Annotated in this window: 22 protein-coding genes; 15 read left to right on the forward strand and 7 right to left on the reverse strand. The window is 74.0% G+C overall.

The features are described from left to right. Positions 1-66 precede the first annotated feature (66 nt). The 5 genes from AC5L34_RS10860 (at position 67) to serA (ending at position 8,139) form a co-directional block, all read left to right on the forward strand. Positions 67-2,409: a putative bifunctional diguanylate cyclase/phosphodiesterase gene (locus tag AC5L34_RS10860; protein ID WP_441175410.1), complete on the forward strand. Its 2,343-nt coding sequence runs from the start codon at positions 67-69 to the stop codon at positions 2,407-2,409. A 269-nt stretch (positions 2,410-2,678) separates the two neighbouring features. Then, positions 2,679-4,565 carry an acetolactate synthase large subunit gene (locus AC5L34_RS10865; protein WP_441175409.1) on the forward strand — a complete coding sequence of 629 codons (1,887 nt, stop codon included), beginning with the start codon at positions 2,679-2,681 and terminating at the stop codon, positions 4,563-4,565. After that, on the forward strand, positions 4,565-5,080 hold the full coding sequence (gene ilvN, locus AC5L34_RS10870; RefSeq protein ID WP_089001623.1) for an acetolactate synthase small subunit: 516 nt from the start codon (positions 4,565-4,567) through the stop codon (positions 5,078-5,080). The genes AC5L34_RS10865 and ilvN overlap by 1 nt, the downstream gene beginning before the upstream one ends. A gap of 126 nt (positions 5,081-5,206) precedes the next feature. Continuing rightward, complete coding sequence (gene ilvC / locus AC5L34_RS10875; RefSeq protein WP_089001622.1) at positions 5,207-6,220, forward strand: ketol-acid reductoisomerase; 1,014 nt, start codon at positions 5,207-5,209, stop codon at positions 6,218-6,220. A gap of 320 nt (positions 6,221-6,540) precedes the next feature. Continuing rightward, a complete protein-coding gene (serA, locus tag AC5L34_RS10880; RefSeq protein ID WP_089001621.1) occupies positions 6,541-8,139 on the forward strand; it encodes a phosphoglycerate dehydrogenase in 1,599 nt (532 codons plus the stop codon). A 65-nt stretch (positions 8,140-8,204) separates the two neighbouring features. On the opposite strand, the gene AC5L34_RS10885 is transcribed toward serA, so the two are convergent. Continuing rightward, entirely contained in the window at positions 8,205-8,561 is a 357-nt protein-coding gene (locus tag AC5L34_RS10885) for a hypothetical protein (protein WP_089001620.1), read from the reverse strand. A gap of 430 nt (positions 8,562-8,991) precedes the next feature. Then, positions 8,992-9,837 carry an FAD:protein FMN transferase gene (locus AC5L34_RS10890; RefSeq protein ID WP_441175408.1) on the reverse strand — a complete coding sequence of 282 codons (846 nt, stop codon included), beginning with the start codon at positions 9,835-9,837 and terminating at the stop codon, positions 8,992-8,994. Positions 9,838-10,059: 222 nt separating this feature from the next. On the opposite strand from AC5L34_RS10890, the gene AC5L34_RS10895 reads away from it, so the two are divergent. Both AC5L34_RS10895 and AC5L34_RS10900 read left to right on the forward strand, forming a co-directional pair. After that, positions 10,060-11,091 (forward strand): 3-isopropylmalate dehydrogenase, encoded by a 1,032-nt coding sequence (locus AC5L34_RS10895; RefSeq protein WP_089001618.1) that lies wholly within the window; start codon positions 10,060-10,062, stop codon positions 11,089-11,091. 196 nt (positions 11,092-11,287) lie between these two features. Further along, positions 11,288-12,385: a branched-chain amino acid aminotransferase gene (locus tag AC5L34_RS10900; protein ID WP_494824724.1), complete on the forward strand. Its 1,098-nt coding sequence runs from the start codon at positions 11,288-11,290 to the stop codon at positions 12,383-12,385. A 71-nt stretch (positions 12,386-12,456) separates the two neighbouring features. On the opposite strand, the gene AC5L34_RS10905 is transcribed toward AC5L34_RS10900, so the two are convergent. The 4 genes from AC5L34_RS10905 to AC5L34_RS10920 all read right to left on the reverse strand — a co-directional run bounded on the left by AC5L34_RS10905 (position 12,457) and on the right by AC5L34_RS10920 (position 15,032). Beyond that, a complete protein-coding gene (locus AC5L34_RS10905) occupies positions 12,457-13,221 on the reverse strand; it encodes a tyrosine-protein phosphatase (protein WP_494824995.1) in 765 nt (254 codons plus the stop codon). Between the two features lie 34 nt (positions 13,222-13,255). Further along, positions 13,256-13,714, reverse strand: coding sequence for a PRC-barrel domain-containing protein (locus tag AC5L34_RS10910; RefSeq protein WP_357086715.1), 459 nt, complete (start codon positions 13,712-13,714; stop codon positions 13,256-13,258). A gap of 224 nt (positions 13,715-13,938) precedes the next feature. Continuing rightward, a complete protein-coding gene (gene ahpD, locus AC5L34_RS10915; RefSeq protein WP_441175407.1) occupies positions 13,939-14,469 on the reverse strand; it encodes an alkylhydroperoxidase, AhpD family in 531 nt (176 codons plus the stop codon). A gap of 2 nt (positions 14,470-14,471) precedes the next feature. Continuing rightward, the gene (locus AC5L34_RS10920) at positions 14,472-15,032 is read right to left on the reverse strand and encodes a peroxiredoxin (protein ID WP_089001610.1); all 561 of its coding nucleotides are present in this window, start codon (positions 15,030-15,032) and stop codon (positions 14,472-14,474) included. A gap of 341 nt (positions 15,033-15,373) precedes the next feature. On the opposite strand from AC5L34_RS10920, the gene cimA reads away from it, so the two are divergent. Next, the gene (gene cimA / locus AC5L34_RS10925) at positions 15,374-16,954 is read left to right on the forward strand and encodes a citramalate synthase (protein ID WP_441175406.1); all 1,581 of its coding nucleotides are present in this window, start codon (positions 15,374-15,376) and stop codon (positions 16,952-16,954) included. A gap of 4 nt (positions 16,955-16,958) precedes the next feature. On the opposite strand, the gene AC5L34_RS10930 is transcribed toward cimA, so the two are convergent. Beyond that, positions 16,959-17,948, reverse strand: coding sequence for an endonuclease/exonuclease/phosphatase family protein (locus AC5L34_RS10930; protein WP_494824997.1), 990 nt, complete (start codon positions 17,946-17,948; stop codon positions 16,959-16,961). A gap of 403 nt (positions 17,949-18,351) precedes the next feature. Between AC5L34_RS10930 and AC5L34_RS10935 the strand changes: the two genes are divergently transcribed. The 7 genes from AC5L34_RS10935 to arfB all read left to right on the forward strand — a co-directional run bounded on the left by AC5L34_RS10935 (position 18,352) and on the right by arfB (position 23,914). After that, positions 18,352-18,879 (forward strand): hypothetical protein, encoded by a 528-nt coding sequence (locus tag AC5L34_RS10935; RefSeq protein ID WP_441175405.1) that lies wholly within the window; start codon positions 18,352-18,354, stop codon positions 18,877-18,879. 262 nt (positions 18,880-19,141) lie between these two features. After that, positions 19,142-20,191, forward strand: a complete 1,050-nt coding sequence (locus AC5L34_RS10940; RefSeq protein WP_441175404.1) for an AAA family ATPase — start codon at positions 19,142-19,144, stop codon at positions 20,189-20,191. 26 nt (positions 20,192-20,217) lie between these two features. Then, on the forward strand, positions 20,218-21,204 hold the full coding sequence (locus AC5L34_RS10945) for a DUF58 domain-containing protein (RefSeq protein ID WP_494824998.1): 987 nt from the start codon (positions 20,218-20,220) through the stop codon (positions 21,202-21,204). Beyond that, positions 21,201-22,160, forward strand: coding sequence for a VWA domain-containing protein (locus tag AC5L34_RS10950; protein ID WP_494824726.1), 960 nt, complete (start codon positions 21,201-21,203; stop codon positions 22,158-22,160). Before AC5L34_RS10945 ends, AC5L34_RS10950 begins: the two co-directional genes overlap by 4 nt. Before the next feature lie 44 nt (positions 22,161-22,204). Continuing rightward, positions 22,205-23,068, forward strand: a complete 864-nt coding sequence (locus AC5L34_RS10955) for a S1C family serine protease (protein ID WP_441175402.1) — start codon at positions 22,205-22,207, stop codon at positions 23,066-23,068. 108 nt (positions 23,069-23,176) lie between these two features. Then, positions 23,177-23,479, forward strand: coding sequence for a hypothetical protein (locus AC5L34_RS10960; RefSeq protein ID WP_144082355.1), 303 nt, complete (start codon positions 23,177-23,179; stop codon positions 23,477-23,479). Between the two features lie 9 nt (positions 23,480-23,488). Continuing rightward, positions 23,489-23,914, forward strand: a complete 426-nt coding sequence (gene arfB, locus AC5L34_RS10965) for an alternative ribosome rescue aminoacyl-tRNA hydrolase ArfB (protein ID WP_089001601.1) — start codon at positions 23,489-23,491, stop codon at positions 23,912-23,914. The last annotated feature ends 98 nt before the right edge of the window (positions 23,915-24,012 follow it).

The raw sequence follows: 24,012 nt of genomic DNA on the forward strand, positions 1-24,012 counted from the left end.
GCGCCGTGTCCCAAAGGTTGCACACCCGGGCTCCCGCGCTGGGCGCGTATCCGGCACAGTTGGCACGTGCAGTTCCCCCCGGGCATGGTCGCGGTCGCGGTGCTGTGCGGGCTGGTGGCCACGGCGGCCGCCGCGCTGTCGGCCGTCGAGGCCCGCCGCCGCTCGGGGCCGCCCCGGCAGGCGTACGCGCTGCTCGCCGGCGCGTCCGGGGTGGCGCTGGTGACCCTGCTGCTCGGGGTGAGCGTGGCGCTCACCACCGCCGGGCACGACGGGCACGCCCCGGGCCGCAGCACCGGCTGGGCCGGCGTCGTGTCGATCGGCACGGCGGTGGGCGGGCTGCTGCTCTCCGCCGGGCTGCTCCGGCTGCCCGGCGTGGCCGCCCCGGCGGCGGCCACCGCCCGGCTGGCGCTCGACGGCCTGGTGATGGCCACGGCGCTCTGGTTCGTCGGCTGGGTGCTCTTCTCCGAGCCCACCCGGCTGCTCGGCGACGCCACCCCGGCGGCCTGCGTGCCGATCCTGCTCGCCACGGTCAGCGCGGCCCTGACCGCCGGGCTCGCCCTGATCGTGGCCTTCCGCGCCCCGCCGCCGCGCGGTCGCGCCGCCTGGCTGGGCGCCGGGGCCACCGCCGTGACCTGCGGCGGGCTCGGCGTCGCCACCGGGCTCTGCCAGGCCGGGCCGACCGTGGCGCTGGCCGGGGCGGGGGTGCTCGCCGCCGGCCTCGTCGCCGTCGCGTGGGCCGCCCGTCGGCTGGACGCGGCGGTCCAGCCGCCCCACGACCTGATCCGCCGCGACGGCGCGTACGCGTTCGTCCCGATGTTCGCCATGGCCGCCTCGGCGATGTACCACCTGCTCCAGGACGGCCGGTTCGACGCCCTCGGCATCGTCGCCGGCAGCGTGGAGGGCTTCGCCCTGGTCACCCGGCAGTACCTGACGCTGCACGACGTGCGCGGCTACGCCCGGCGGCTGGCCGAGCGCGAGGCGCACTTCCGCGAGCTGGCGCACACCGACCAGCTGACCGGGCTGGCCAACCGGCGGGGGCTGTTGCGGGCGCTGCACCGCTGCGCCGGTGCCGGCGCCCCCTGCGTGCTGCTCGGGCTCGACCTCGACGGCTTCAAGCACGTCAACGACATGCGGGGCCACGACGTGGGCGACGCGGTGCTGGCCGAGGTGGGCGAGCGGCTGCGCGCCAACCTGCGCCCCGGCGACGTGGCGGCCCGGCTCGGCGGCGACGAGTTCGCGGTGCTGATGCACGGCCAGCCCGCCGAAGCGGACCGGGTCGCCGAGCGCCTGCTCGGGGTGCTCGGGCGCGCCTACGAGCAGCCGGAGGGGCCCGTCTTCCTGTCGGTGAGCATCGGGGTGGCCGGCTGGGCCGGGGAGCCCGACGTGGAGCTGCTGCTGCGCCACGCCGACCTGGCGCTCCGCTACGCCAAGCAGCGCGGCAAGAACCGGATCGAGCGCTACGACGCCGCGTACGACCAGTTGCTACGCCGGCGCACCACGGTGGAGCACGAGCTGCGCGGCGCCATCGAGCGCGACGAGCTGCGCCTGGTGTTCCAGCCGGTGGCCTCGCTGCCCTCGGTACGCCCGGTCGGCGCGGAGGCGCTGCTGCGCTGGCGCCACCCCGTGCTCGGCAACGTCGGCCCGGACGAGTTCATCCCCTTGGCCGAGGAGTGCGGGATGATCGCCAAGCTGGGCGCCTGGGTGCTGCACCAGGCGTGCCACCAGCTCTCCCGCTGGCTGGCCGACGGGCACGACGTCTGGGTCTCGGTCAACGTGTCGCCCCGGGAGCTGCACGCCCCGGAGTACGTGGTCCAGGTGGCCGAGGCGCTGCGCGCCCACCACGTGCCGCCGCAGCGGCTGGTGCTGGAGGTCACCGAGCACGCCGTCGCGACGGACCTGGACGAGCTGATCCGGCGGCTGACGGCGCTGCGGGCCACCGGGGTCCGGATCGCGCTGGACGACTTCGGCGCCGGCTACTCCTCGCTCGGGCAGCTGCGCCGGCTGCCGATCGACATTCTCAAGATCGACCACGGGCTGGTCGCGGAGCACGAGCCGGTACGGCCGGTGGGCAGGGACGGCCCGGCGTTCGCGCCGATGGTCGACATCGTCATGCGCCTCGGCCACCAGCTCGGTCTGGAGGTCATCGCCGAGGGGGTGACCACGCCGACCGAGCTGGCCGCCGTGGTCGCCGCCGGCTGCCGGTTCGGTCAGGGAGCGCTCTTCGGCTGGGGCGTACCGGCCGAGCACCTGGAGGCGATGCTGGAGGCGGCCACGTCCCCGGGCGCCCGCCCGGCCCCCGCCGCGCCCGCCCCGGCCGGCCCGCCCGCGGCGCCGCCCCGGCGGCTGCCGAGGCTGCCCGCCCAGCGCCCCTCCGAGCAGGGGTCCGCGCAGGTGGAGTGGGGTCCCTAGGCGCCCCGGACGGGTGAAAGCCGGCGACCCGTGAACCAACATGTGGGATCAGTTGACTCATCGCGTGAGATGCGTCAGGCTTGACCGCATGTCGTCGTACCGGTCGCTGCGAGTACTTACCTGAGCGCACTCTCCACGTCGAGAGTGCGCTGGCCCCGTGCATCCTGCACGAGGGCTTTTTTGTTGCCGTCGGACCCATCGACGCCGGGCGCCGCCCGCGTCACCCGCTCGAACAGCCGCACCCACTCCAGCCGAAGGCCTGAACCGCCATGACGAGACCCACGCCAGAGACACTCGCCCACTCCGCCCGGCGGGCCCGCACGTCCGCCGAGCCCGCGAGCGACGCCGAGCACGCCGGCGCCGTCCGCGCCGCGGCCACCCCGGCCGTCCCGGGGGTACGCACACCCGCCCCGGCCCAGGTCAGCGGCGCCGGCTCCCTCGTGCGGTCGCTGGAGGCGCTCGGCGTCGACGTCGTCTTCGGCATCCCGGGTGGCGCCATCCTGCCGGCGTACGACCCGCTCTACGACTCCACCGTGCGGCACATCCTGGTCCGCCACGAGCAGGGCGCCGGGCACGCGGCGACGGGCTACGCCCAGGCGACCGGCCGGGTGGGGGTCTGCATGGCCACCTCCGGCCCCGGGGCGACCAACCTGGTCACCCCGATCGCCGACGCGTACATGGACTCGGTGCCGATCGTGGCCATCACCGGCCAGGTCGCGCGGCCCTCGATCGGCACGGACGCCTTCCAGGAGGCCGACATCCAGGGCATCACCCTGCCGATCACCAAGCACAACTTCCTGGTGCAGGAGGCCGAGGAGATCCCCCGGGTGCTGGCCGAGGCGTTCCACCTGGCGGCCACCGGCCGTCCCGGGCCGGTCCTGGTCGACATCCCCAAGGACGTCCTCCAGGCGCCCACCACCTTCACCTGGCCGCCGACGCTGGACCTGCCCGGCTACCGGCCCACCCTGCACCCGCACGGCAAGCAGATCCGCGAGGCGGCCCGGCTGATGTCCAGCGCCCGCCGCCCCGTGCTCTACGTCGGCGGCGGGGTGCTGAAGGCCGGCGCCACGGAGGGGCTGCGGCGGCTGGCCGAGCAGACCGGCATCCCGGTCGTCACCACGCTGATGGCGCTCGGCGCGTTCCCGGACTCGCACCCGCAGCACCTGGGCATGCCCGGCATGCACGGCACGGTTGCCGCGGTCTACGGCCTGCAGAAGGCCGACCTGATCGTGGCCCTGGGCGCCCGCTTCGACGACCGGGTCACCGGCAAGCTGGACTCGTTCGCCCCGGACGCGGCGGTGGTGCACGCCGACATCGACCCGGCCGAGATCGGCAAGAACCGGCACGCCGACGTGCCGATCGTCGGCGACGCCCGGCACGTCATCGACGAGCTGATCGCGGCGGTGGGCACCGAGCAGGCGGCCGGCCGGCGGGCCGACCTCGCCGACTGGTGGACCCAGCTCGACGACCTGCGCAACCGGTACCCGCTGGGCTACGAGGAGCCGGCCGACGGCACCCTCTCCCCGCAGCACGTCATCAAGCGGCTCGGCGAGCTGGTCGGCCCGGACGCGATCTACGTGGCGGGGGTCGGCCAGCACCAGATGTGGGCCTCGCAGTTCATCTCCTACGAGAAGCCGTACACCTGGCTGAACTCCGGCGGCCTCGGCACCATGGGCTACGCGGTGCCGGCGGCGATGGGCGCCAAGGTCGGCAAGCCCGACACGGTGGTGTGGGCGGTCGACGGCGACGGCTGCTTCCAGATGACCAACCAGGAACTGGCCACCTGCGCCCTGGAGGGCATCCCGGTCAAGATCGCCGTGATCAACAACGGCAACCTCGGCATGGTGCGGCAGTGGCAGACCCTGTTCTACGGGGAGCGCTACTCCAACACCGACCTCGGCACCCACAAGCACCGCATCCCCGACTTCGTCAAGCTGGCCGAAGCCCTCGGCTGCGTGGGGCTGCGCTGTGAGAACGCCGAGGACGTCGACAGGACCATCGCCGCCGCGATGGCGATCGACGACGCGCCGGTGGTCATCGACTTCGTCGTCGGCAAGGACGCCATGGTGTGGCCGATGGTCGCCGCCGGCACCAGCAACGACGAGATCATGTTCGCCCGGGGCGTCCGCCCGGCCTTCGACGAGGATGACATCTGATGACCATGCACACCCTGAGCGTCCTGGTGGAGAACAAGCCGGGCGTCCTGGCCCGGGTCTCCGGCCTGTTCTCCCGGCGGGGCTTCAACATCGACAGCCTCGCCGTCGGCGAGACCGAGAACCCGGACGTCTCGCGGATCACCATCGTGGTCAACGCCGAGTCGTCCCCGCTGGAGCAGGTCACCAAGCAGCTCAACAAGCTGGTCAACGTGCTCAAGATCGTCGAACTGGACCCGCAGGTCTCGGTCGCCCGCGAACTGCTCCTGGTCAAGGTGCGCGCCGACCGCGCGGCCCGCGCCCAGGTGCTGGAGACCGTCGGCCTGTTCCGGGCCCGGGTGGTCGACGTGGCCCCGGACACGCTGACCATCGAGGCGACCGGCACGCCGGACAAGCTCGACGCGCTCCTGCGCGACCTCGAACCCTTCGGGATCAAGGAGATGGTCCAGTCCGGGCTGGTGGCGATCGGGCGCGGCTCGCGTTCCATCACCGCCGGGCCCTCGCTCCGGGCCGCCTGACCCCGACCCGGCCGGCGCCCCCGCGCGCCGGCCGGGACCGCCCGACCCGGCCGGCGCGCGCCGCCCGGGACCGACACCGCACAGATCCACGACGGGCCGCCCGGGCCGCCGTACGAAAGGGAAACCATGAGCGTTGAGGTGTACTACGACGACGATGCCGACCTGGGCCTCATCCAGGGTCGCAAGGTCGCGGTGATCGGGTACGGCAGCCAGGGCCACGCCCACGCGCTGTCGCTGCGCGACTCCGGAGTCGACGTGGTGGTCGGCCTGCCCGAGGGCTCCAAGAGCCGGGCCAAGGCCGAGGAGCAGGGCCTGCGGGTGCTCACGCCGGCCGAGGCGTCCGCCGAGGCCGACGTCATCATGATCCTCGCCCCGGACACCGCCCAGCGCCGCATCTACGCCGAGTCGATCGCGCCGAACCTGGCCGCGGGCAAGGCGCTCTTCTTCGGCCACGGCTTCAACATCCGCTACGGCCTGATCAAGCCGCCGGCGGACGTCGACGTCGCGATGGTCGCGCCGAAGGGCCCGGGTCACCTGGTCCGCCGCCAGTACGCCGACGGCAAGGGCGTGCCCTGCCTGGTCGCCGTCGAGCAGGACGCCAGCGGCGGTGCCCTCGCGCTGGCCCTGTCGTACGCCAAGGGCATCGGCGGCACGCGGGCCGGCGCCATCCGGACCACCTTCACCGAGGAGACCGAGACCGACCTCTTCGGCGAGCAGGCGGTGCTCTGCGGCGGCGCGGCGGCGCTCGTGCAGACCGGCTTCGAGGTGCTCACCGAGGCGGGCTACGCCCCCGAGGTGGCCTACTTCGAGTGCCTGCACGAGCTGAAGCTGATCGTCGACCTCATGTACGAGGGCGGCATCGCCAAGATGCGCTACAGCATCTCCGACACGGCCGAGTACGGCGACCTCTCCCGTGGGCCGCGCGTCATCGACGCCCGGGTCAAGGAGGAGATGCGCAAGATCCTCAGCGAGGTCCAGTCCGGCGAGTTCGCCCGGGAGTGGGTGGCCGAGGACGAGGCCGGCCGGCCCAACTTCAGCAAGTGGCAGGCCGAGGGCGCGGCGCACCCGATCGAGGAGACCGGCCGCAAGCTGCGCGGCATGATGAGCTGGGTCGACCGCCCGATCACCGAGACCGCCTGACGCGTCACCCCCGCGGCCCGGCCCGGGCGCTCTCCCCGGCGCCCGGACCGGGCCGCTCCCTGTCCGCCGCACCACCGCCCGCCGCGCCGGCTCGCCGCCCCCAGGTGACCCGGGCGCCCCGTCGCGCGCCGTTCACCGGCGCGTCGTCACCCGTTGTGAGGGCACTCACCCCACGGTCCGGGACCTGCCGGCCGGCCGGCCACCTACGATCGCGGGTAGGTGCGTAGCCGGCACCTGACGGCCATGGCCCGGATCAGCGCAGGGCGCAGCGCGGCGTCCCGCAGCCCGGCCCACCGCTCTGACGACAACTACGAGGACCAATGACTCCTGTCGTACTGATCGCCGAAGAACTCGCCCCCGCCGCCATCGAGGTGCTCGCCCACGACTTCGACGTCCGCCACGTCGACGGCACCGACCGTCCGGCCCTGCTCTCGGCGCTCTCCGAGGCCGACGCCGTCATCGTGCGCAGCGCCACCCAGATCGACGCCGAGGCGATCGCCGCCGCGCCCCGGCTGAAGGTCGTCGCCCGGGCGGGCGTGGGTCTGGACAACGTCGAGGTGCCGGCCGCCACCGCGCGGGGCGTCATGGTCGTCAACGCCCCCACCTCGAACATCGTCTCCGCCGCCGAGCAGGCCCTCGCGCTGCTGCTCGCCGTGGCACGCAACACCGCCAGCGCCAGCGCCGCGCTGAAGGCGGGGGAGTGGAAGCGGTCCAAGTACACCGGCGTCGAGATCCAGGGCAAGACCGTCGGCGTGGTCGGCCTCGGCCGCATCGGCGTGCTCTTCGCCCAGCGCATCGCCGCCTTCGGCACCCGGCTGATCGCGTACGACCCCTACATCCAGCCGGCCCGCGCGGCCCAGCTCGGCGTCCGCCTGGTGGGCCTGGAGGAGCTGCTGCGGGAGAGCGACTTCATCTCGATCCACCTCCCGAAGACCCCGGAGACCGTCGGCCTGATCGGTGAGAAGGAGTTGGCTGTCGTCAAGCCGGGCGTCCGGATCATCAACGCTGCCCGGGGCGGGCTGGTCGACGAGCAGGCCCTGGCCGACGCGATCGCCGAGGGCCGGGTCGCCGGCGCGGGCGTGGACGTCTACGCCAAGGAGCCCTGCACCTCCTCGCCGCTGTTCGCCTTCGACAACGTGGTCGCCACCCCGCACCTGGGCGCCTCCACCGGCGAGGCACAGGACAAGGCCGGCCTGGCCGTGGCCAAGAGCGTGAAGCTGGCGTTGCAGGGCGAGTTCGTGCCGGACGCGGTGAACGTGCAGGCCGGCGGCGTCGTGGCCGAGGACGTGCGCCCGCTGCTGCCGCTGGCCGAGAAGCTCGGTCGCGCCTTCACCGCCGTCGCGGGCGGGGTCGCCGCCAGCGTCACCGTCGAGGTGCGCGGCGAGATCGCCAACCACGACGTGTCGGTGCTGAAGCTCGCCGCCACCAAGGGGCTGTTCAGCTCGGTGGTCGAGGAGCAGGTCACCTACGTCAACGCCCCGCACCTGGCCGCCGAGCGCGGCGTCGAGGTCACCCTGGTCGCCCAGACCGACACCGTCGAGCACCCCAACCTGGTCACCGTCCGCGGCGCGCTGCCCGACGGTCGTACGGTCAGCGTCTCCGGCACGGTGGCCACCGCCGGCGCCCGTGACGTGCTCAAGCTCACCGAGGTCGACGGCTTCGACGTGGAGATCGGCGCGGAGGGGATCCTGGTCTTCCTGCGTTACGCCGACCGCCCCGGCGTGGTCGGCACGGTCGGCACGCTGCTCGGCGAGGCCGGCGTCAACATCGCGGCGATGCAGGTGGCCCGTCGCGAGGCCGGCGGCGAGACCCTGATGACCCTCACCGTCGACCAGGCGCTCGGCGCGGACCTGCTCACCTCGGCGGCGGACTCGATCGGCGCGGTCGCGGCCAGCGCGGCGGATCTGCGCGACGAGTGACCTGAGCGCGCGACAGCGGGGGCCCGGCGGATCTCGCCGGGCCCTTCGTCGTACTCGGGCAGTGGTCAGCCGGGCAGCCGGGCCGGCGGCGGGTAGACCGAGCCGTCCTGGGCGTCGAAGAGCATCAGGTCGTACGCGCCGGCCAGCCGTTCGATGTCGAGCAGCACCTGGTCCTCGCAGGTCGGGTGCAGGTTCAGCTCGACGTGGTCGGCGGCCGCGTGCAGCGGCGTCACGGCCCACGGGCTGCCGGGGCCGGCCGGGCGGTCGGGGTAGCTGCCGGTGATGGCCCGGTAGAAGGCCACCACCCGCGGGTCCGGGTGCCGGTCGACGTGCTGCCCCTGCCGGCACCGCAGCACCGCCGCCCGCACGTCCTCGGGTGTCGCCCCGTCCGCCAGGGCCCACACGCTCAGATCGAAACTCACGGCGGACAGCGTGCCATTCCCCGTTCACCGCGTCGAAATCGCCCCGCCGCCGGTTCGGCACGCTCCTGTCGCGACGGTCCGCAGTGGAGACCCTTGCGTTGAGTTGCGTCGATTCGCTAGCGTACCGGTGCGGTCACTGGCCGAGCTCGCGACGTGGGCCCGTCTTCGGGTGGCGAGGTCGACGTCCGGCCGACCGGCCCGCACCCCTCGATTGCGCGAGCCACGCGCACTCGTCGCTGACCGGCCCTCACGGTCGTTGCCGAGACCGTGGGGGCCGATCGCGCATTCCTCCCGGCGGCCCGCCGGCAGCGCACCCACCAAACGCCGCACCCACTCCCGCGCAACACATCGCTGATGGCGCGGCAGCGGCCGGCTGGGGCCGGCCGATCGCCCGGTACGGGCAGTCGGCGCACTCGCTGAGCAGCAGGGCTCAGCGGCGGTGGGCGAAGAGCGCGCGGTAGTCCGACCCGTTGCGGAACCAGGCCAGCCCGGCCGGCCCGGCGGCGTAGAGCGCGGTGGCGTAGGCGTCCGCGACGGCGAGGTCCGGCCCGACGACCGTCGCGGCGACGAGCTGGTCGGCAGGCTCCCCGGTGTGCGGGTCGACCACGTGCCCCTGCCGGCCGCTCACCCCCGAGGTGCCGACCGCGCCCGCCGTCATCTCCAGCACGAGCGGCGCCCGTTGCCGGTCCGTCGGGTGGTGCACCGCCACCCGCCACGGGCCGCCGTGCGCGGCGTGCCCGCGTACGACCAGGTCGGCGCCGGTGAGCACGGCGTAGTCGTGCACCCCGGCGGCGCGCAGCCGGGCGGCGGCCCGCTCCACCGCCCACCCGCCGAGCAGCCCTCCGGGGTCGAAGCCGCCGGGCACCGCCCAGGCGTCGAACCAGCCGTCGGTGGCGGCCCGCATCGCCGCGCAGCGGTCCACCAGGTCGGCCAGCGGCGGGTACGAGTCGGCGCTGATCTCGTCCCGGCGCAGTCGGGAGACCAGGCTCTCCGGCCGGGTCGGGCCGTAGGTGAGGTCGATGGCGCGCAGCTCCGCGACCGCGTCGCGCAGCGCCTCTCCGATGCCGCGCCGCCCCAGCCACTCGGGGGCGTTGAGCAGAAGCGTGTATTCGGCGGTCGAGGTGCGCACGGTGTGCTGGACGGCGATCCGGTCCTCGCCGACGGTGCCGGGCCGGTCGGCGCGGTGGCTGCGGGCGCCCAGCCGCAGGTCGGGCCGGCGCGGCTGGAAGGCGGACTGGTCCACCCAGCGGGTCCGTGGCTGCTGGTCGATCCGCATGACGCTGCTCCCTCGCTGACGCCGGCCGCGTCGTCGTGGCCTCCGTCACGGGCCCCCGTCGACCCGCTCGCCATCACGCTAGGCAGCGGAGATGACCTCCCCATGAATGCCACCTGGGAGGATCCTGTGCATCCGACTTTCCCGCATTCTGGAAGGTTCGTACCGGGGGACGGGACGGCGGCGTACGGTCGACGAAACGGCGAGGCGAGGGAGCACAGGGACGTGGCACGGATCGCGGTGGTGGCCGGGGACGGGATCGGACCCGAGGTGGTCGCGCAGGCCCGCAAGGTCATCGACGCCGTGCTGCCGGGGGTGGACGCCACCGAGTACGACCTGGGCGCCGCCCGCTGGCACCGCACCGGCGAGGTGCTGCCCGACTCGGTGCTGACCGAGCTGGCCGGGCACGACGCGATCCTGCTCGGCGCCGTCGGCGACCCGACCGTCCCGCCGGGCGTGCTGGAGCGGGGGCTGCTGCTCAAGCTGCGCTTCGCCTTCGACCAGTACGTCAACCTGCGCCCGTCGCGGCTGTGGCCCGGCGTGCCCGGCCCGCTGGCGAGCGTCAAGCCCGGCGAGGTCGACCTGGTGGTGGTCCGCGAGGGCACCGAGGGCCTCTACGCGGGCGCCGGCGGCGCGCTGCACCGGGGCACCCCGGCGGAGGTCGCCACCGAGGAGAGCCTGAACACGCGGCACGGCGTGGAGCGGGTGATCCGCGACGCCTTCGCCCGCGCCACGCGCCGGGAGCGGCGCAAGGTCACCCTCGTGCACAAGACCAACGTGCTGACCCACGCCGGTTCGCTGTGGGCGCGGGCGTTCGAGGCCGTCGCCGCCGAGCACCCCGACGTGGCCACGGAGTACCAGCACGTCGACGCCGCCGCGATGTTCCTGGTCACCCAGCCCCAGCGCTACGACGTGGTGGTCACCGACAACCTGTTCGGCGACATCCTCACCGACATCGCCGCCGCCGTCACCGGCGGGATCGGACTCGCCGCCAGCGGCAGCATCAACCCCGAGGGGGCGTACCCGTCGATGTTCGAGCCGGTACACGGCTCGGCGCCGGACATCGCCGGTCGCGGGGTGGCCGACCCGGTGGCGGCCGTACTCTCGGCGGCGCTGCTGCTCGACCAGCTCGGGCACGCCGACGCCGCCGCCCGGGTCACCGCCGCTGTGGGCGTGGAACTGGCCGGTCGGACCCCGGGCGCGGCACTGCGCACCGAGGAGGTCGGCGACCGGCTGGCCGGGTACGCCACCGCCTGAGGCCGCCGGCCACCCACCCGGAGGTTCCCCGCGACGCCGCCCGGCCGCACCGTGGCCCGGCGGCGTCCACCCGTCCGGCGCTGCCGGTACGCCCGGGCGGCGCTACCCCCTGAACGACCGTTCGGGGTAAGTTTCTCGCACCAGGTTTCTCGGCATGCGGACCCGCGTGCCGTTGTCCCGCAGGGAGGTCAGCGCGATGAGCGGTGGTGACAAGCTCGACTTCGAGATCCGTCCGAATCCCGCGCCGGTATCCGTCGCCGACCGGGCCGCCCTGCTGGCCAACCCGGGCTTCGGCCGGGTCTTCACCGACCACATGGTCACCATCCGCTACGCCGACGGCAAGGGCTGGTACGACGCCCGGGTCGAGGCGCGGGCGCCGATCCCGATGGACCCGGCCGCCGCGGTGCTGCACTACGCGCAGGAGATCTTCGAAGGGCTGAAGGCATACCGGACGACCGACGGCGGGGTCACCATGTTCCGTCCGGAGGCCAACGCCGCGCGCTTCGCCGCGTCCGCCCGACGCATGGCGATGCCGCCGCTGCCCGAGGAGTCGTTCGTCGACTCGCTGCGCCAGCTCGTCGAGATCGACCGGGAGTGGATCCCCGAGGGCGAGGACGGCAGCCTCTACCTGCGGCCGTTCATGTTCGCCAGCGAGGTGTTCCTCGGCGTCCGGCCGGCCAACGAATACCTCTACGTGGTGATCGCCTCGCCGGTCGGCGCGTACTTCTCGGGCGGGGTGAAGCCGGTGACGGTCTGGGTCTCCCCGGACTACACCCGGGCCGCCCCGGGCGGCACCGGCGCGGCGAAGTGCGGCGGCAACTACGCCGCCTCGCTGGTGGCGCAGGCCGAGGCGATCGAGCACGGCTGCGACCAGGTGGTCTTCCTGGACGCGGTGGAGCGCCGCTACGTCGACGAGCTGGGCGGCATGAACGTGTTCTTCGTCTACGACGACGGCACGGTGGTCACCCCGCCGCTGACGGGCACGATCCTGCCCGGCATCACCCGGGAGTCGGTGCTCACCCTGGCGGCCAACGCCGGGCACCGCATCGAGGAGCGGCCGGTGAGCTTCGCCGACTGGCAGGCCGACGCCGCGAGCGGCCGGCTGCGCGAGGTGTTCGCCTGCGGCACCGCCGCGGTCGTCACCCCGATCGGCGAGGTGCGCTTCCCCGACGGCGAGTTCCTCGTTGGCGGCGGCGAGCCCGGCCGGGTCACGATGGCCCTGCGCCAGCAGCTCGTCGACCTCCAGCGCGGCAAGGTCGACGACCCGCACGGCTGGGTGCGCCGCATCCTCTGACGGCCCTGGCGACACCGTCCCCGCCCCCGCCTCGTCGGGCGCGGGGACGGCACGCCGCCGCCGGGACGGGCTCAGTCGAGCAGGTGCTCGCGGAGGGCGGTGAGCTGGGCGTCGGTGACGCCGGCCTGGCGCAGGTAGCCCTCGACCGAGCCGTGGGCCTCGCGCAGCTCGGCGAGGAAGAGCGTCATGGCCTCGGCGGGGCAGGTCAGCACCGGCAGGGTGTGCCCGCTCTGCCGCCCGGTGGCCTCGAACCAGGCGCGGTAGCGCTCGCCGGCCTCGGTGCTCAGGGCGTAGTCGGCGGCGATCTCGTCGTCGGCCACGCCGAGCACGGCGAGGGTGAGGCCGCAGACGATGCCCGTGCGGTCCTTGCCGGCGACGCAGTGCACCACCACGGGGGCGCTGGCGTCCTCGGCGATCAGCCCGATCGCCTCGGCGAGCCCGGCGGTGCCGGTGCCGGCCAGGTCGGCGTACCGGTCGGCCAGGTAGCGGGCCAGGTCGGTGCCGGGGCGGTAGGGCCGCTCGCCCCACTCGGCGTGCTCGGGGTGGATGTTGTGCCAGGTCAGGCCGTCGAAGTGGGGGACGCGGCCGTCGCGCTCCACCTCGTACGGGCGGCGCAGGTCGATGACCGTGCGGACGCCGAGGGCGGCGAACGCCTCCCGGTCGGTGTCGTCGAGACGGTGCAGCGAGTCGGAGCGGTAGAGCCGCCCGGTGCGTACCCGGCGGCCGTCGTGGCCGGCATGGCCGCCCACGTCACGGAAGTTGAACATCGTCGTGAAGGGAATCCGGCGACCGGCCTCGACAGCGTCCACCCCGACACGGTAACGGCCCCCCGCGATCCGCGGGAGGCCGTGGCGCGCCGGTGCTGCCGGGCTAGCGGGCGGTGCCGGGCGGGATGGCCGAGTACGTCTCGTCGTAGTAGCCGCCGAGCCGGTCCCGGTAGGTCGGGTCGGTGTCGGCGGTCTCGTCGTACTCCGGGGCGGCCTTGATCTGGTCCTTGCTCCGGTCGACGTGCACCTTGCGCTCGTCGTGGTCGACGTGGTTGACGGTGCCGGCCGGGATCATGACCTTCCGGCCGAAGATCCACGGGCCGGTGTCCACCACCAGGTAGCTGTCGTTGACCTCGTGGCTGGCACTGTCGATCTTGCCGATGCCGCCGTCGGTGGCCTCGACCTTGTAGCCGACCAGGTCGGCGTCGGCCACCCTCGCGGTGTCCCGGTAACGCCACGGGTCGAACGTGCCGGCGGGGGCGCCACCGGCGAACTCGCCCTGGCCGCCGCCGCGCAGCGGGTCCGGGCTGCCGTGGGTGCTGTGCGGGTCGAGCCTGTCCATCTGACAACTCCTGCCCCGACTGTCGCCAGTCGTCTCGCCGGTCCGGTGTCCTCTGCCTCCTCCGGGAGCTACCCGGGCGGTCGGCACCGGAAACGAGGGCCGGGCGGGGCGGGTGCCGGAGACGGCGGTGGGCGGGAGACGACGGTGGGTGGGAGACGACGGTGGGTGGGAGACGACGGTGGGCCGGCGCCGCGAGCGCGGCACCGGCCCACCGGGCGTACGCGTCAGGCGAGCGCGGCCTGGGCGTCCAGGGTGACCGCGGCGGCGTGCACGACGGCGGCGATGCGCAGCCCCTCGTGCACCTGCTCGCGGCTGAAGCCCGCGTTGCGCAGGGTCTTCTCGTGCGACTCCAGGCACACCCCGCAGCCGGTGATCGCCGAGACCGCCAGGCACCACAGCTCGAAGTCGGCCTTGTCCACGCCCGGCTTGGCGATGATCTGCATCCGCAGCCGGGCCGGGATCGACTGGTACTGCTCGTCGCCGATCAGGTGCTTGGCCCGGTAGTAGACGTTGTTCATCGCCATGATCGTGGCGGCGCCCTTGGCCGCCTCGACGGCCTCCGGCTTCAGGTGGTCGGCCGCCTCGGCGGCGATCTCCCGCAGCACCTCCGGGTTGCGCCCGGCCACCGCGCAGGCCAGGGCGGTGCCCCAGGCCTGGGTCGGGGTCAGCGTGCTGTTGGCGATGGTGGAGCCGAGGTTGAGCTTGATGTCCTTGGCGTACTCCGGCAGAGCCGCCTTGATCGCGTCCAGACCCATGGTCAGGCCCCGGCGCCGGCGAGGAGCTTGGTGGCGTCCAGGGTCTCGCCGCCCTTGTTCCAGTTGCACGGGCACAGCTCGTCGGTCTGGAGGGCGTCGAGCACCCGCAGCACCTCGGAGACGTTGCGGCCGACGGAGCCGGCGGTCACCATGACGAACTGGATCTCGTTGTCCGGGTCGACGATGAAGGTGGCCCGCTGGGCCACGCCGTCCTCGCCGAGCACGCCGCAGGCGGCGGTCAGCTCACGCTTGACGTCGCTGAGCATCGGGAACGGCAGCTCGCGCAGGTCCGGGTGGTCCTTGCGCCACGCGTAGTGGACGAACTCGTTGTCCACCGACACGCCGAGGACCTGGGCGTCCCGGTCCGCGAACTCCTCGTTCAGCCGGCCGAACTCCGCGATCTCGGTCGGACAGACGAAGGTGAAGTCCTTCGGCCAGAAGAAGACGACGCGCCACTTCCCCTGGTGGGACTTGTGGTCGATCGACTCGAACGCCTTGTCGGCGTCCAGCGACACGCAGGCGGTGAGTTCGTACTCGGGGAAGCGGTCACCGACAGTGAGCACAGGTCCTCCTTGACAGCGGCACGAAGGCCGGTAACTGGATCAATTCCAGATTCTGCCGCAGCCCCGTTTCCGCCGGATGGCGGCCAGGTGACTTGTGAAGTCGATCACCGGCGGCGGGTTGTGCCGGCGCGCCGCCCGTCGATGCGGTATCGCGACCCTCCGTCACCGTCCCGCCATGTGGATTCTGCCTCCCAAAACGAGAGGGCGGGTGGCAGAGTGGCGACCGTGACCAGCACCCACCTGATTATTCGCACCTAGCGCGCCGGCCTCCCCTCCGCCGAGCGCGCAGACCTCCCGCATCCGCGGGGGGTCTTTTTGTTGCTCTGAGAAAGGACTCCCTGATGACGTTCCAGGTCTACGACACGACGCTGCGCGACGGCGCCCAGCGCGAGGGGCTGAGCTACTCGGTGGTCGACAAGCTCGCGGTGGCCCGGCTGCTCGACGAGTTCGGGGTCGGCTTCATCGAGGGAGGCTGGCCCGGCGCCGTGCCGAAGGACACGGAGTTCTTCCGGCGGGCGCGCACGGAACTCGACCTGAAGCACGCGCTGCTGGTCGCGTTCGGGGCCACCCGGCGGGCCGGGGTTCCGGTCGCCGACGACCCGCAGGTGCGTGGGCTGCTCGACGCGCAGACGCCGGCGGTCGCCCTGGTCGCCAAGGCGGACCTGCGGCACGTCGAGCGGGCGCTGCGCACCACCGCGGGGGAGAACCTGGCGATGATCCGCGACACGGTCGCGCACCTGGTCGCCGAGGGGCGGCGGGTCTTCGTCGACGGGGAGCACTTCTTCGACGGCTACCGGTCCGACCCGGCCTACACCGCCGCCGTGGTGGAGACGGCGCTCGCCGCCGGTGCCGAACGGGTGGTGCTCTGCGACACCAACGGCGGGATGCTCCCGTCCCAGGTGACCGCCGCCATCGCCGACCTGACCGCGCGGCTCGGCGTCGGTCCGGAACTGCTCGGCATCCACTGCCAGAACGACACGTCCTGCGCGGTCGCCAACACCGTCGCCGCCGTCGAGGCGGGCGTACGCCACTTCCAGGGCACCGCCAACGGCTACGGCGAGCGCCCCGGCAACGCGGACATCTTCGCCGTGGTCGCCAACCTCCAGCTCAAGCTCGGGCTGCCCGTCCTACCGGACGGCTGCCTGGGGCAGATGGTGCGGGTCTCCCACGCCATCGCCGAGATCGCCAACATCGCCCCCGACACCCACCAGGCGTACGTCGGGGCCGCGGCCTTCGCCCACAAGGCGGGGCTGCACGCGAGCGCGATCAAGGTGGATCCGCTGCTCTACAACCACGTGGACCCACAGGTGGTGGGCAACGACATGCGGATCCTCGTCACCGAGATGGCCGGCCGGGCCAGCGTCGAGCTCAAGAGCCGCGAGCTCGGCCTGGACCTGGCCGGCCATCCGGAGGCGCTGTCGCGGGTCACCCGGCGGGTCAAGGAGCTGGAGGCCGGCGGCTGGTCGTTCGAGGCCGCCGACGCGTCGTTCGAGCTGCTGGTCCGCTCGGAACTGGACACCGCGCCCGCCAGGCCGTTCGCGCTGGAGTCGTACCGGGTGCTGGTCGAGCACCGGGAGGACGGGTCGGTGGTCTCCGAGGCGACCGTCAAGATCCGCGTACGCGGGGAACGGGTCATCGCCACCGCCGAGGGCAACGGTCCGGTCAACGCCCTGGACGAGGCGCTGCGGGTGGGGCTGGCCCGGCACTACCCGGAGCTGCGCGACTTCGTGCTGGCCGACTACAAGGTGCGGATCCTGGAGGGCACCCACGGCACCGGCGCCGTGACCCGGGTGCTCCTGGAGACGGTCGACGGGGCCGGCCGCGACTGGACCACAGTCGGCGTGCACCCCAACGTGGTCGAGGCGTCCTGGCACGCCCTCGTCGACGCGCTCACCTACGGCCTCGACCGGGCCCGGGTCTGAGCCGTCAGCCGGCCGGGAGGCGCAGCTCGGCCAGGACGGCGCGGTGGTCGCTGCCCGGCACCCGGTGCACCGTGACGGCCCGCACGGCGATGCGCCGGTCGACCAGCACGTGGTCGATCACCACCGGCGGGATCGGGTCCCCGTCGTACGGGCCCCACGTGCCGACCAGGCCCGCGCCGGCCTGGTCGGCGGCGTCGACGTAGCCGGTGTCCAGCAGGGCGCGCAGCGGGGCGTGGTCGAGGGTGGCGTTGAAGTCGCCGGCGAGGATCCGCAGCGGCCCGTCCGGGGTGGCGGGCGGCTGCGCCGCCAGGTCGGCGCGCCAGTGGCCGACCTGGTCCAGCGCGTACGGGGCCGACGGGTGCGCCGACTCGACCCGCACCGCCGGCGCCCCGGGGACCGCCACCGTGCCGTGGGACTGGTCGAAGCCCCAGCCGCCCCGGTTGTGGCGGACGCCGCCCTCGCCGATCGGGAACCGCGCGTAGAGCCCGGAGCCGACGGTGCCGACCCGTGGGTCGAGCTGCCGGTGGGGGAGCAGCCGGTCCAGGCCGAGCCGGTCCAGCTCCGCCCCGGCCTGCGGGGTGAACTCCTGCACGGCGAGCACGTCGACGCGGTGCCGCCGGACCAGGTCGACCAGCGCCCGCGCGTCGCCGGCCCCGGCCAGCAGGTTGGCGGTCAACAACCGCACCGTCGGGCCGGTCACCGCGGGCTGCCCGGACGGCAGGGCCCGGGGCACCACCACGGCCACCAGGGCCGCCGTTGCCAGCGCCGCGACCGCCGCGGGCCAGCGGCGCCGCAGGGCGAGCGCGAGCAGCAGCGGCAGCACGCTCGCGGCGGCGGCGTACGGGGTGAAGGCGAGCAGCTGCACCAGCGGTCCCCGGTCGAGCCCGCCGAGTCGTACGGCCGCCCAGGCGGCCCCGGGCGCGACGGCGGCCCAGCAGAGCGCGGTGCGCAGCCGTGCCGCCCGGCCGCCCGGTGCCCGCCGCGGGGCCTCGATGATCACCACTGGAGGGTAGCGCCCGCGCCCCCCGGGTACGGCCCCGGACGGGGCGACACCAGGCGCGGCGGCGCGCCGCCTCCGACGCATTCGTGAATGGCTGAGCGCTCGCTTTTCACAATTTCCCGGGGCGGAACGAAACCATTAACAGAGCGTGATCAACTATTGACGTCCCACTTTTTGCGGTGCTACCTTCCAGTGGGTTGAGACGTCGAAACTCTGAGTAGTAATGCCAGCTCAGAGCCGGTGGAAATTGTTGAGGCGACAACATCTAGGGTGCGGCCTGAGGTGCGGGCTCCAGGCGGTTGTCGCTCATTTCCCCGGGCCCACGAAATGGAAATCAGCCGTCCCTCGATCGGTGGGACAGGCCGAATCCGCACGGTCAACAAAAGGGAGACCTGTCATGACCACACTCTTCCGACGCAAGGCGGTGGCGGTGGCGTTCGCCGCGCTGGCGCTCACCCTGGCCGGGGGCGGGATCGCCGTCGCCCAGCCGGCGGCCAAGGCACCCGCCGAGGTCGCCCAGCCAGCCGTCCGGCAGCCCGGCTCCGGCGGCCAGCCCGCCGTGACCCCCGCCGAGGCCCGCAAGGCCAAGGCCGCCCTGGCGCAGGGCCCGTCCGCCCAGGCGACCGCGCCGGGCACCGTCGCCTCCGCCGTCGTCTCCAGCGGCGGCACCCTGCTCCGCGGCTCGCCCGAGGCGGTCTCCGCCACCCGGTACGGCCCCGGTCAGTACCAGGTGCTGTTCAACTACAACGTCTCGCTGGAGACGTTCGTGGCGACCATCGGCACCACCGACCCGTACAACGTTCCCCCGGGCGGCGAGATCTCCGTCGCGCCTCGGCTCCAGACGCCGAATGCGGTCTTCGTCCAGACCCGCAACTCGTCGGGAAGCGTCGCCGACCGGCCGTTCCACCTGGTCATCGCCAACTGATCGTCCGCTGACGACGCCGGCCCCCGCCACGCGCGAGGGCCGGCGCCGCCGCGTCGTCCCGCCCCTTCGCAGGTCGATCACGAGGCGGTGGTGGGAATCGTGCCCTGCGCGGGGCGCCACCACCGCATGATCGACGCTGGTTGGGGCGTGGCCGTGTCCGTCGACGGTGGTCGGGAAGGTTGTCCTGGTTCGGGCCGGTAAGGGGCGGCCCGGGGTTGATAATCCGACGTTTGTCCGGCCGTCGGCACGGGAAGCAAGCACCGTGACGGACATCTCGGACACCCTGGCCAGCGTGCCCAGCCCGGCCGATCCCGATGCGACCCCGGCCGACCTGGAACAGACGCTCTTCGAGGTCAAACGCGTGATCGTCGGGCAGGATCGGCTCGTCGAGCGCCTGCTCACCGCCCTCGTCGCGAACGGGCACTGCCTGCTGGAGGGCGTGCCCGGGGTGGCCAAGACGCTGGCCGCGCAGACCCTGGCCACCGTGGTGGGCGGCACCTTCTCCCGGATCCAGTTCACCCCGGACCTGGTCCCCTCCGACATCGTCGGCACCAGGATCTACCGGGCCTCGCGCGAGGACTTCGACATCGAGCTGGGCCCGGTCATGGCGAACCTGGTGCTCGCCGACGAGATCAACCGGGCCCCGGCCAAGGTGCAGTCCGCCCTGCTGGAGGCGATGGCCGAGCGTCAGGTCTCGATCGGCGGGCACAGCTACGCCGTACCGGACCCGTTCCTGGTGCTGGCCACCCAGAACCCGATCGAGTCGGAGGGGGTCTACCAGCTGCCGGAGGCGCAGCGCGACCGCTTCCTGATGAAGATCGTCGTCGACTACCCGAGCGACGCCGACGAACTCGCCATCCTCTACCGGATGAGCGCCGACCGGCCCGTCCCCCGGCGGGTGCTCGACCCGCAGCGGCTGCGCGAACTCCAGGCCCGCGCCGCCCACGTCTTCGTGCACCACGCGATCGCCGAGTACGTCGTCCGGCTGATCTTCGCCACCCGTGACCCCGGCCGGTTCGGTCTGCCCGAGATCGCCCCGCTGCTCGCGTACGGGGCCAGCCCCCGGGCCACCCTCGGCCTGGTCCGCGCCGCGCGGGCGCAGGCGCTGCTGCGTGGCCGCGAGTACGTGCTCCCCGAGGACGTGCGGGAACTGGCGGCGGACGTGCTCGCCCACCGGCTGGTGCTCTCCTTCGACGCGGTCGCCGACGGGGTGGCCGCCGAGGCGGTGGTCCGGCGGCTCGTGGAGGCCGTACCGCCGCCCCGCGTCGCGGCCGGCCACCCGGAACACGCGGCAGACCTGGCGGCGGCATGAGGTGGCGCGGGAGCGCGCCGACCGGCGTGCCGACCGCACCGGGACTGGCCGACCTCACCTCCGACCGGCGCCTGCGCCGGCTGGAACTGACCGTCACCCGCCGGCTCGACGGGCTGCTGCACGGCCGCTACCGTGGCCTGCTGCCCGGGCCGGGCAGCGAGACCGCCGGTAGCCGGGAGTACCGGCCCGGTGAGGACGAGGTGCGCCGGATGGACTGGGCGGTGACCGCCCGCACCACGGTCCCGCACGTACGTGAGGTCGACGCCGACCGGGAGCTGACCACCTGGCTGCTGGTCGACGCGAGCCCCAGCATGGAGTACGGCACCGCCGAGCTGGACAAGCGCGAGCTGGCCGTGGCGGCCGTGGCGGCGATCGGCTTCCTGACCGCCGGCGTGGGCAACCGCCTCGGCGCGCAGGTGCTCGGCCCGGACGGGCTGCGCCGGTTCCCGCCCCGCAGCGGGCGCACCCACCTGCTCGGGCTGCTCCGGGCCCTGCTGACCGCCCCGCGCGTCGGCGGGCACGACGGCGACGACCCGCCGCCTGCGGGCGGCGACCTGGCCGACGGGCTGGCCGCCGTGCACCGGGTGGCGCTGCGCCGTGGCCTCGTCGTGGTGGTCTCGGACTTCCTCGACGCACTGCCCGACGACCCCGGGCGGGCACCGTCCTGGGAGGCGCCCCTGCGCCGCCTCGCCGTGCGGCACCAGGTGCTCGCCGTCGAGGTGACCGATCCCCGGGAGCTGGAGCTGCCCGACGTCGGCCTGGTCACCCTGGTCGACCCGGAGACCGGGCGGCGGCGCGAGGTCTGGACCGGCGACCGCGCGCTGCGCGAGCGCTACGCCGCCGCGGCGAGCGCCCAGCGCGAGCAGGTACGCCAGGCGCTGCGCCGCAGCGGGGCCACGCACCTGCCGCTGCGTACCGACCGGGACTGGGGCGCCGACATGGTGCGGCACGTGCACGCCCAGCGGCGGCTCGCGGCGGCCCCGGCCCGGGCGGCCCGGGGAGGTGCGGCGTGATCTGGCAGTCGCCCGTCCGGCTCTGGCTGCTGCTCGGGGTGCTCGCCCTGGCCGTGGGCTACCTGCTGATGCAGCGCCGACGCAGCCGGTACGCCGTCCGCTTCACCAACCTGCGGCTGCTCGACCGGGTCGCGCCGCACCGCCCCGCCTGGCGGCGGCACGTGCCGGCCGGGCTCTTCCTGGCCATGCTGGCGCTGCTGGTGGTGGGCTTCGCCCGACCCACGGCGGAGGTGCGGGTGCCCCGCGAACGGGCCACCGTGATGGTCGCCGTCGACGTCTCCACCTCGATGCTCGCCGGCGACGTGGAACCGGACCGGCTCAGTGCCGCCAAGGAGTCCGCCCGGCGCTTCGTCGACGGCCTGCCGGACGAGTTCAACGTCGGGCTGGTCGCGTTCGCCGGCAGCGCGGCGGTGCTGGTGCCGCCGAGCACCGACCGGGAGGGGCTGCACGAGGGCATCGAGCGGCTGGTCGAGGGGGCCACCGGGGTGCAGGGCACCGCCATCGGGGAGGCCATCAGCACCTCGCTCGGCGCCGTGAAGGGCTTCGACAGCCAGGCGGCGAAGGACCCGCCGCCGGCCCGGATCATCCTGCTCTCCGACGGGGCGAACACCTCCGGCATGGACCCGATGGAGGCGGCGTCCGAGGCGATCGACATGAAGGTGCCGGTGCACACCATCTCGTTCGGCACCCCCAGCGGCACCGTGGACCGGGGCGGCCGGCCGATCCAGGTGCCCGTTGACGGGCAGACCCTGCGCGCGGTCGCCGAGGAGACCGGGGGCGGGTTCCACGAGGCCAGCACCAGCGACGAGCTGCGCGCCGTCTACGACGACATCGGCACCTCGGTCGGCTACCGCACCGAACGGCAGGACGTCTCGGCCCGGTTCATCGGCCTCGGGCTGGTGTTCGCCATGGGCGCCGCGGCCGGTTCGATGCGCTGGTTCGCCCGGCTGCCCTGATCCCGTACGGCCACCGTCGAGAAGGACACGTGAGGAGCGTACGCATGGCAGTGCAGACCGGGCTGGGCGAACCGCGCGGCCCCTGGTTCATCTCGCCGGAGCTGGATCTCCACGGGCGGCCCCGGTGGGACGGGGCCGGACCGGACGGCGGTCCGGCCCGACGGCGCCCGGGGGGGCTGGCGCTGGCGGCGCTGGCGGTGGTGGCCCTCTCGACCGTCTCCGGGGCGGTGGCCGGCGGCGTCGTGGCCGGACGCGACACCGCACCCGGCCCGGCGGCGGCCTCGGCGGCCCCCGTCCCGGCGGAGCTGGTGACCGCGGCCGGCAAGACCGTGCCGGGCGTGGTGTCGGTGCTGGTGGGCGGGGCGGGCGGCGCCTCGGCCACCGGCTCCGGCTTCGCCGTCGACGACCAGCAGCACATCATCACCAACGACCACATCCTGGCCAAGGGGCGCGGCGGCTCGGTGACCGTGGAGCTGCCCGACGGGCGGCGGTTCGCCGCCGAGGTGGTCGGGCGGGAGCCGCGCAGCGACCTCGCCGTGCTCCGGGTGCCGCCGTCGGCCGGCCTGGCGGCGCTGCCGCTGGCCAAGCCGGGCGCCACGCGGGTGGGGGAGCCGGTGCTGGCGGTCGGCTCGCCGCTGGGGCTGCCCGGCACCGTCACCGCCGGGATCGTCAGCGCCCTGGACCGGCAGGTGCGCCTCGGCGACAACCGGCACACCGCCGTGCAGACCGACGCCTCGATCAACCCAGGCAACTCGGGCGGCCCGCTCGTCAACGCGCGCGGCGAGGTGGTCGGGGTGAACACGGCCATCGCCACGATCGACGGCAACGGCTCGATCGGCATCGGCTTCGCCATTCCCATCGAGCAGGTGCAGCAGACCGCCGACACGATCATCGGCAAGGGCGGCTGAGCTGCGTACGAGCCGCGCCGGCGGGCTGGGAATGTGAAAACTGTCGGATACCCGGCCCGGAATGATCGGCCAATGGAAATATTACGCTGAGTATGGATACTGGCGTGGGTGGAGCGTCCTGAAATCGTGGCCCTCCTGCTGGTGGGCCTGCTGATCGGAACCGGTGTGGGGTCGGCGTACGCCCGGGCACGACGCGGGTGGGCCGACTACCAGACAGTGAGGAAGACCGTGCCCGGCGCCCGGCGCGCCGCGTGGCTGCTGATCAAGGTGGCCACCACGAAGATCGGGATCATCGCCCTGCTGCTGGTGGGCGCGGTCGCGTACGCCGCCGCCGGCCCGGACGACGACCCCGCCGCACCGGGGCGGACCCCCGGCCCGTCCGCCACCCCGAGCGAGCGGCAGGGGCGTTAGCCTCGGGGAGTGGACGACGGACTGCGGGTGACCGACCGATGGACCGTGCCCGCCGCCGAGCTGCGGGAACGCTTCTCCCGGTCGTCCGGGCCCGGTGGGCAGGGCGTCAACACCACCGACTCGCGGGTGGAGCTGAGCTACGACCTGGCCGCCTCGCCCGGCGTGCCCGAGCCGCTGCGGGCGCGCGCCCTGCAACGCCTCGCCGGCCGGCTGGTCGACGGCGTGCTGACCGTCACCGCCAGCGAGCACCGGGCGCAGCTGGCCAACCGGGAGGCCGCCCGGGAACGACTCGCCGCGCTGCTGCGCGAGGCCGCCGCCCCGCCGCCCCCGCCCCGCCGGCCCACCCGCCCCTCGCGCGGCGCGAAGGAGCGCCGTCTGGCCGAGAAGAAGCGCCGGTCGCAGCGCAAGCGCGACCGCCGCGTCGACGGCGACTAGGCGTGTCTCAGAAGCGGTGGGGCTGATCGCACTTCTGGCGGCTCTCTGGCAGGCAGGGCTGTGCCGCCGTCGTCGAGATCCGGCGCAGCCAGTCACGG

This window comes from Micromonospora sp. ZG13 (genome assembly GCF_059359355.1).

Excerpts from the sequence above, each read along its gene's own strand:
- AC5L34_RS10865 (WP_441175409.1), top strand. The coding sequence starts at position 2,679 with ATGACGAGACCCACGCCAGAGACACTCGCCCACTCCGCCCGGCGGGCC.
- ilvN (WP_089001623.1), top strand. The coding sequence starts at position 4,565 with ATGACCATGCACACCCTGAGCGTCCTGGTGGAGAACAAGCCGGGCGTC.
- ilvC (WP_089001622.1), top strand. The coding sequence starts at position 5,207 with ATGAGCGTTGAGGTGTACTACGACGACGATGCCGACCTGGGCCTCATC.
- serA (WP_089001621.1), top strand. The coding sequence starts at position 6,541 with ATGACTCCTGTCGTACTGATCGCCGAAGAACTCGCCCCCGCCGCCATC.
- AC5L34_RS10890 (WP_441175408.1), bottom strand. The coding sequence starts at position 9,837 with ATGCGGATCGACCAGCAGCCACGGACCCGCTGGGTGGACCAGTCCGCC.
- AC5L34_RS10900 (WP_494824724.1), top strand. The coding sequence starts at position 11,288 with ATGAGCGGTGGTGACAAGCTCGACTTCGAGATCCGTCCGAATCCCGCG.
- AC5L34_RS10910 (WP_357086715.1), bottom strand. The coding sequence starts at position 13,714 with ATGGACAGGCTCGACCCGCACAGCACCCACGGCAGCCCGGACCCGCTG.
- ahpD (WP_441175407.1), bottom strand. The coding sequence starts at position 14,469 with ATGGGTCTGGACGCGATCAAGGCGGCTCTGCCGGAGTACGCCAAGGAC.
- cimA (WP_441175406.1), top strand. The coding sequence starts at position 15,374 with ATGACGTTCCAGGTCTACGACACGACGCTGCGCGACGGCGCCCAGCGC.
- AC5L34_RS10935 (WP_441175405.1), top strand. The coding sequence starts at position 18,352 with ATGACCACACTCTTCCGACGCAAGGCGGTGGCGGTGGCGTTCGCCGCG.
- AC5L34_RS10955 (WP_441175402.1), top strand. The coding sequence starts at position 22,205 with ATGGCAGTGCAGACCGGGCTGGGCGAACCGCGCGGCCCCTGGTTCATC.